This window comes from Vibrio sp. 10N.222.48.A3 (genome assembly GCF_041475345.1).
Taxonomy (GTDB): domain Bacteria; phylum Pseudomonadota; class Gammaproteobacteria; order Enterobacterales; family Vibrionaceae; genus Vibrio; species Vibrio tasmaniensis_A.
Window position 1 is genome coordinate 1 of sequence record NZ_JBFRVX010000200.1, and the last position, 7227, is coordinate 7227.

A 7227-nucleotide genomic window follows, 5' to 3' on the forward strand; every position below is an offset into this window, starting at 1 on the left:
AATCCTTTCAGCTTTTATACTGAAAGGATTCAGCAAAATCTGAAAAGTGACTTCAATCATCCTTTTGAATGAATCGAGCGTCATTTGTTGTTAATAAGCTTTCGTTATTTAGCTTTTCGTTATCCACGAATCAGACCGAATTAACGACACGCAGCAAAACTATTTTGAAAATCGAAATTGGCTTTGCTGAATTTTTTTACACTGAATGCTGAACCGATTCAGCTAAAGTAAAGCAAAGAGTAAAGTTCACTAATTCTTGCTCTAGTTGGAATCGTAGCGACACACAAATTCTCAAGCGATACGCTAAAGAGGCACCATGCTTAAATTATCAAAATCTGACATCACTCTAGGCCAAACGGCCAATGATAAGTTCCAAGCAATCCAAAATATTGCAGGCGACCTAACAGCCAAAGGCTTAGTTGACTCTGGCTACGTTGAAGGAATGCTGAACCGTGAAAACCAGAACTCTACGTTCCTTGGCAACGGTATCGCGATTCCTCATGGAACGACTGACACTCGTGGCCTAGTGAAAGAGACAGGCGTTGCGGTACACCACTTCCCTGAAGGTATTGATTGGGCAAACGGAAACCGTGTTTACGTTGCGATTGGTATTGCAGCTAAATCTGATGAGCACTTAGGCATTCTTAAGCAACTGACCAAAGTGCTAGCGGCAGACGGTGTTGAAGAGAAATTAAAGCAAGCAAAATCAGAAGACGAAATCATCGCCCTACTTAATGGCGAAGTTCAGCTAGAAGCAGACCTAGACGCTTCTTTAGTTCAACTACTGTTCCCTGCAAGCGACATGATTCAAATGTCTGCAGTTGCGGGCGGCCTACTTAAGAACACAGGTTGCACAGACAACGCATTCGTTGCCGACCTTGTGACAAAAACACCAACTCACCTAGGCCAAGGCCTATGGTTGTTGGGCAGCGACAAAGGTGTAACTCGCACTGGCGTATCTTTCGTTTCAACAGCGAACCATTGTGAGTACGAAGGCACACCAGTTAAAGCATTGGTAGCATTCGCCGCTTGTAACAGCGCACACCAATCGATTCTGGCAAACCTAAGCAAGATGGTTTTCGAAGGTAAGCAACAACAACTGTTGACTGCAGATGCAGCGCAAGTCATTGGCCTTCTAAAAGGTGAAGCGGTTTCTACAGCTTCTCAAGACGACGACAACTGCGCAGTATTCAAAATCAAAAACGCACACGGCCTACACGCTCGTCCGGGCGCAATGCTAGTCGCTGAAGCGAAGAAGTTTGAATCAACAATCCGCGTGTCAAACCTAGATGGCGACGGAAAAGAAGTGAACGCGAAGAGCTTGATGAAAGTAATCGCTCTTGGCGTTAAACACGGCCACCAGCTTCAATTTGTTGCTGAAGGTGATGACGCAGCACAAGCACTTGAGTCTATTGGCAAAGCTATCGCTTCTGGCCTTGGCGAAGGTTAAGGAATCGATATGTCTGATAAACAAATCAAAGCCGTTACCGTAACCCTAAACCCTGCTCTAGATCTGACAGGTAGCATCGATGTGCTAAACGTAGGTTCGGTTAGCTTGGTGAACAAAAGCTCACTGCATGCAGCGGGTAAAGGCGTAAACGTAGCAAAAGTACTTTCAGAGCTTGGCGCTAAAGTCACCGTAACAGGTTTCCTTGGTCGCAATAACGAAGAACCGTTCTGCCAACTGTTCGAACAGATGGGCGCAACTGACCGCTTTATTCGTGTCGACGGCGCAACTCGCATCAACGTGAAGTTAGTAGAAGAAAGTGGTCAAGTTAGCGATATCAACTTCCCTGGCGTAGCGGTAACACCGATTGCCATCGAGCAGTTTGAGCGCACTCTATTCGGGTTAGCTGAAGACCACGAATATTTCGTGATTGCAGGCAGCTTACCTCAAGGCGTTTCACCTATGTTATGCGCATCTTGGATTCAGAAACTTCACGATATGGGCAAGAAAGTGTTATTCGACAGCAGCCGTGATGCACTTAAAGCGGGGCTCGATGCACAACCATGGCTGATCAAGCCAAACGATGAAGAGCTATCTCAGTTATTCAACGCCGAACTAACTACACGCGACCAATGCCAACACGCAGGCCAAGCCCTAAGTGAAAAAGGCATCGATAACATCGTTGTGTCACTTGGTGCTGAAGGTGTGATGTGGCTTAACCAAGGTGAGTGGTTACACGCTCAACCACCGCGCATGCAAGTAGTGAGCACGGTAGGTGCAGGTGACACCTTAGTTGCGGGCCTATGTTGGGGCCACATGCAACAGATGCCAAAACCAGAACTTATTCAATTCGCAACCGCCCTATCTGCTCTAGCAGTTTCACAGGTAGGTGTGGGGGTAACCAGCCAACAAGAGCTGGATTCAGTACGACAAAATATCCAATTACAGGCGCTTAGTGCTCCAACTAGTCAGTTAGACACAAGTAAATAGGACAAAGGGATTATTATGAATATTACCATCATCACAGCTTGCCCAAGTGGCGTAGCAAACAGCATCATCGCAGCAGGCTTGTTAGAGCAAGCTTCAAAAACACTGGGTTGGAACGCCGCTATTGAATGTCAATCTAGCGTATTACCTAACTCTCCAGTATCACAAGACACGATCGACAGCAGCGACGTTGTTGTTATTGCTGCCAACACAAACGTTGATAAAGCGCGCTTTGTTGGCAAAAAAGTGTACCAAGAAGCTATCTCTGAATGCACAGCAGATGCAAAAGCATTTCTAGAGAAAGCGGTAACCCAAGCAACGGTATTAGACGCTTCTCAAGTTGAGACTACAGTGGAAATTACTGGTACTTCAGCAAACTCTTCTACAACAGCAAGTACAGGCAGCAAAAAGATCGTAGCGATTACCGCTTGCCCGACTGGCGTTGCACACACCTTTATGGCAGCAGAAGCACTTGAAGCAGAAGGCAAACGCTTAGGTCACCAGATCAAAGTGGAAACTCGCGGCTCAGTAGGTGCGAAAAACCAACTGACAGACCAAGAAATCGCAGACGCTGATCTTGTTATCATCGCTGCCGACATCGACGTTCCTCTTGATCGTTTTAACGGCAAAGCGCTATACAAAACCACAACAGGTCCTGCTTTGAAGAAAACAAAGCAAGAGATGGAAAAAGCATTCGCTGAAGCTAAGCCATACCAGCACACAGCGTCTTCAAATTCAGCGCCTGCTGATGAGAAGAAAGGTGTGTACAAGCACCTAATGACAGGTGTATCTCACATGCTTCCTGTGGTTGTTGCGGGTGGTTTGATCATCGCACTGTCTTTCGTATTCGGTATCGAAGCGTTCAAAGAAGAAGGCACATTAGCAGCGGCATTGATGACTATCGGTGGTGGTTCTGCATTCGCACTGATGATTCCTGTTCTTGCTGGTTTCATTGCATTCTCTATTGCTGACCGTCCGGGTCTGGCTCCAGGTCTAATTGGCGGTATGTTGGCTAGCTCAACAGGCGCAGGTTTCCTAGGTGGTATCGCAGCGGGTTTCATTGCGGGTTACGCAGCAAAATTCATTGCCGACAAGGTTCAACTTCCACAATCCATGGAAGCCCTCAAACCAATTCTGATCATTCCGTTTATCGCGAGTTTGTTCACTGGTTTGGTCATGATTTACATCGTTGGTGGTCCAGTTTCAGGCGTGATGAGCGCAATGACAGACTTCCTAAACAACATGGGAACGTCTAATGCGATTCTTCTGGGTGTGATTCTAGGCGCAATGATGTGTTTCGACCTTGGTGGTCCAGTAAACAAAGCGGCTTACACGTTCGGTGTTGGTCTATTGGCTTCACAAACTTACGCACCAATGGCAGCAATCATGGCAGCAGGTATGGTTCCGGCTCTAGGTATGGGCCTTGCAACTTTCCTAGTGAAAGACAAGTTTGAAGCAGGCGAGCGCGAAGCAGGTAAAGCATCATTCGTTCTTGGGCTATGTTTCATCTCTGAAGGTGCAATCCCATTCGCAGCGAAAGACCCAATGCGTGTTATCCCAGCATGTATGGCAGGTGGCGCACTAACGGGCGCTCTATCAATGATGTTTGGTGCACAACTAATGGCTCCACACGGCGGCTTGTTCGTACTGCTAATTCCTGGCGCTATCTCTCCAGTTCTTATGTATCTAGTGGCGATTGCAGCAGGTACAGCGGTAACAGGTTTTGGTTACGCAGCTCTTAAAAAGATGAGCGATTCTAAAGTGACTGCAGAGGCTTAATCCCCCTACTCTGTTTAGCGGTTAAGGCTGACGAACAGAGGCTCTTGATAAAACAGTCCCTTGTTAAAACTGTTCCTTGGTAAAACTGTTCCTTGGTAAAGCAAAAGGCTCCTCAATTGAGGAGCCTTTTTATTATTCGTTGTCTTGGGTCGTTAAGATGGGCAACTGGAATGAGAAGGTCACGCCTTCAACATCATCCATATCGATCTGACGAATCATCTCTACCAAATAACCTTGCACATCTAACTTCAAACCTTGTTGCTCAACCGCCTTAAACAGAGCTTCTAACGCTGTGCTGTACGCCACATCTGAAACCAGATAAACGTCGCTGCATAAGTAGTAGCCTTCAGGAATGGTCATATCATAACGATCTTTCGCGACTTGCCAATTTCCAATTTCAGCGTCGATGTCGTCCCATTTATTATTCATTTGCTTGATCGGCGTAGTGCCCATCAAGTGAGTCGACTTCTGACCATAGATTTCAAATACCGTGTCCCAATCAGGATCTTCCAACTTAAGCTTTTGCATGCCGCGTTCTGGATACCAAACTAGCTCGATCGGCATAGACTTAACTAGCTCTTTCTCCATAGAAGACTGCACACCTGGATGTGCTAATTTCTGGATGAATTCTGCCGTTTCCTTAGGTGTCGCGTTATAGCCCATTTCTCGAATATGTTTTGCTGTAACACCGAGCTCACGCTTGAGCGCCTTACCTAATGACTGTGACGATGAGTAGCCACAATACTGAGCAATTTCAATCACGCTCCACGGCTCATCATTGATCAACAAACCGACCGCGATTTGTAACCGAACACGGCTTAGATACTGGCCAGGAGTTTCATTAAACAACTCGGTAAACTGACGATGAAAGTGATAAGGCGAAATCGCGCTCTCTGTTGCAATTTCTTCCCACGTACGACGCTCACCCCACTCTTCATGCATCAAGGTCAATGCATGCGTAAAGCGTTTTTGAAGGTGCTCTGGCAAAGATTCAATCAATGTAATCTCAGGCACCAGTTTAAAAGCTGGTTCTAAATGCAAAGCAGGTTTATTCTCTTGCGTCATACAGTCTTAGGTCTCTGGTACATTGGCTTGAGTCTTACTGTCGGTTAGCTTCGCTGAATTGGACAGCTTGGCTTCACTATCGTCTTTGTCCTTTATAAAATCAATCACGAGCGCTCCAAAGTGAGTTCTTCTAATGAATCTTGTTCGTCCGCTTCTTTTTCAATTAGATTTTCAACTAGCGGGGGCTTGCGGCAAAACAGGCCAAGCAACACGGGAATCAAAATCAGAGTTACCGCAGTGGCAAACAGCTCACCAAACACCAAAGATACTGCCGCTGGTTTCAAGTATTGCGCCTGCTCTGCGGTTTCGCTTAGCAATGGCAACAATCCACACACCGTTGTAATGGTGGTCAAGAAAATCGCCCTCAAGCGGCTAGTACCCGCAATGACTAACGCTTGCTGTAACGGCACCCCTTGGCGGTATTCACTATTAAAGCGCGTGATCAACACTAACGAGTCATTAATCACGATGCCTGTCATGGCCATCATTCCAAACAACGAAAGAATACTGATAGGTAAGTCCATCAAGTAGTGACCAAAAATCGCGCCCGCAAAACCAAACGGGATCACTACCATGATAATCAGCGGCTGCCAGTAGGACTTCAAAGGCACCGCCAACAAAATGTAGATCATGATGAGCGTTAGTATCATCGCTGATTTGAAGCCGTTCGACACTTCCCCTATCTCTTCAAATTCGCCGCCCGCTTTTATCGTCACACTTGGAAACTGTAAGTGCAGAGATTCAATTGTATCTTCAAGTTGCTCACGTGTTTTCTCCGGTGATTGCAAGTCTCGGTTCTGCTTCCAATACAGGTTGATCACTTGCTCTCGGTCGCGGCGGTAAACCACTTGCGGTTCTTGCTCATGACGAAACTCAGCAATATCCCCCATCATCACACTTCCGCCATTAGGTAACATGATAAGAGCCTGTTGTAGCTGAGCTAAGGTTCTGCGCTCATCTCTTGGATACTGCAGCAGCACCTTGGTCTCTTGCCCGTTTTCTAACAAGCGATGCACTTCTCTTTCGCCAAACGCTTCTCCTGCTAACTTAGCCAGTTTCGCTTGAGTTAACCCAAGTTGCTGACCATATTGATTCAACACCAATCGAACTTGCGGTAAACCATCCTGACCATCGTCGTAGACATCCGATACGCCTTTCAACGAAGCCAAAGTATCCGCTAGCTCCTCACTAACTAGAGAAGCAAGCTCACGATCATTGGAAGAGATCGTTAAGAATGTTCCGCCAGCAGGCTCCTCTGCGGCGCTGAACTTAACTGAATAAGCCCCTTCTATTTGGCCTGTGTTTTCTCTCCATCGCTTCAACAATAAATTACCCGGCAGTGAGCTTAAAGATTCGTTAGTAAGCTCAGCTGTGACTTCGATTTCGCCATAGCCATCAGACCAAGCAAGCAGGTTCACAACAGGCTTTTCCTGTAATGGGTAATCGTCCATCAAGCCTTTTTCTACTTGTGCCATTGCTTGCTCAACTTGCAACAAGGCTTGTCGCTGCAGTGGCAAAGGCGCACCATCCTCTAGCTCAATCACGGCAGAGATGTAACGCCCCGGAATTTCAGGGAACAACGCACTACGAATCGCACCATTCGACCACATGCCATAAGCCAGTGAGATAACTGCCACAAACCCAAGCAAAGACGCCACCTTGTAGCCAAGTGCAAATTCCAAAATTGGCTTATAAATGTTGAGATTGAACCACTGCAAGCCGCCTTGAGCCGCATTCTGAACCTTGGCAAAAATACTGGTCGATGGTTTTTTCACAGAGAGCTGAGCCAAGTGTGACGGTAGAATAAATTTGCTTTCAATCAGCGAGAAGATCAAAGCGAAGATCACCACAGCCGAAAACCCAGCAAGTACTTTAGCTAACTCATTGTTAATCCATAACATTGGAGAAAACGCAGCGATGGTTGTCAGCACACCAAACACGGTAGCCAC

General features: G+C 46.6%; 5 protein-coding genes. 3 read left to right on the forward strand and 2 right to left on the reverse strand.

The genetic code is table 11. From position 1 onward, the window contains the following. Positions 1-316: 316 nt before the first annotated feature. The 3 genes from fruB to fruA are packed head-to-tail and all read left to right on the forward strand — an operon-like array spanning position 317 to position 4213. The gene (fruB, locus tag AB4653_RS07100; RefSeq protein WP_102257608.1) at positions 317-1450 is read left to right on the forward strand and encodes a fused PTS fructose transporter subunit IIA/HPr protein; all 1134 of its coding nucleotides are present in this window, start codon (positions 317-319) and stop codon (positions 1448-1450) included. 9 nt (positions 1451-1459) lie between these two features. Beyond that, entirely contained in the window at positions 1460-2437 is a 978-nt protein-coding gene (gene pfkB / locus AB4653_RS07105; protein ID WP_009844884.1) for a 1-phosphofructokinase, read from the forward strand. Positions 2438-2452: 15 nt separating this feature from the next. Then, positions 2453-4213 (forward strand): PTS fructose transporter subunit IIBC, encoded by a 1761-nt coding sequence (gene fruA / locus AB4653_RS07110; protein WP_009844883.1) that lies wholly within the window; start codon positions 2453-2455, stop codon positions 4211-4213. A gap of 132 nt (positions 4214-4345) precedes the next feature. On the opposite strand, the gene AB4653_RS07115 is transcribed toward fruA, so the two are convergent. Beyond that, the gene (locus AB4653_RS07115; protein ID WP_009844882.1) at positions 4346-5278 is read right to left on the reverse strand and encodes a helix-turn-helix transcriptional regulator; all 933 of its coding nucleotides are present in this window, start codon (positions 5276-5278) and stop codon (positions 4346-4348) included. A 104-nt stretch (positions 5279-5382) separates the two neighbouring features. Continuing rightward, positions 5383-7227: efflux RND transporter permease subunit (locus AB4653_RS07120; RefSeq protein WP_372103675.1), on the reverse strand; the 1845-nt coding region annotated here is incomplete at its 5' end.

What these genes read in the sequence shown, in the direction of transcription:
- fruB (WP_102257608.1), top strand. Translation starts at nt 317, where the DNA reads ATGCTTAAATTATCAAAATCTGACATCACTCTAGGCCAAACGGCCAAT.
- pfkB (WP_009844884.1), top strand. Translation starts at nt 1,460, where the DNA reads ATGTCTGATAAACAAATCAAAGCCGTTACCGTAACCCTAAACCCTGCT.
- fruA (WP_009844883.1), top strand. Translation starts at nt 2,453, where the DNA reads ATGAATATTACCATCATCACAGCTTGCCCAAGTGGCGTAGCAAACAGC.
- AB4653_RS07115 (WP_009844882.1), bottom strand. Translation starts at nt 5,278, where the DNA reads ATGACGCAAGAGAATAAACCTGCTTTGCATTTAGAACCAGCTTTTAAA.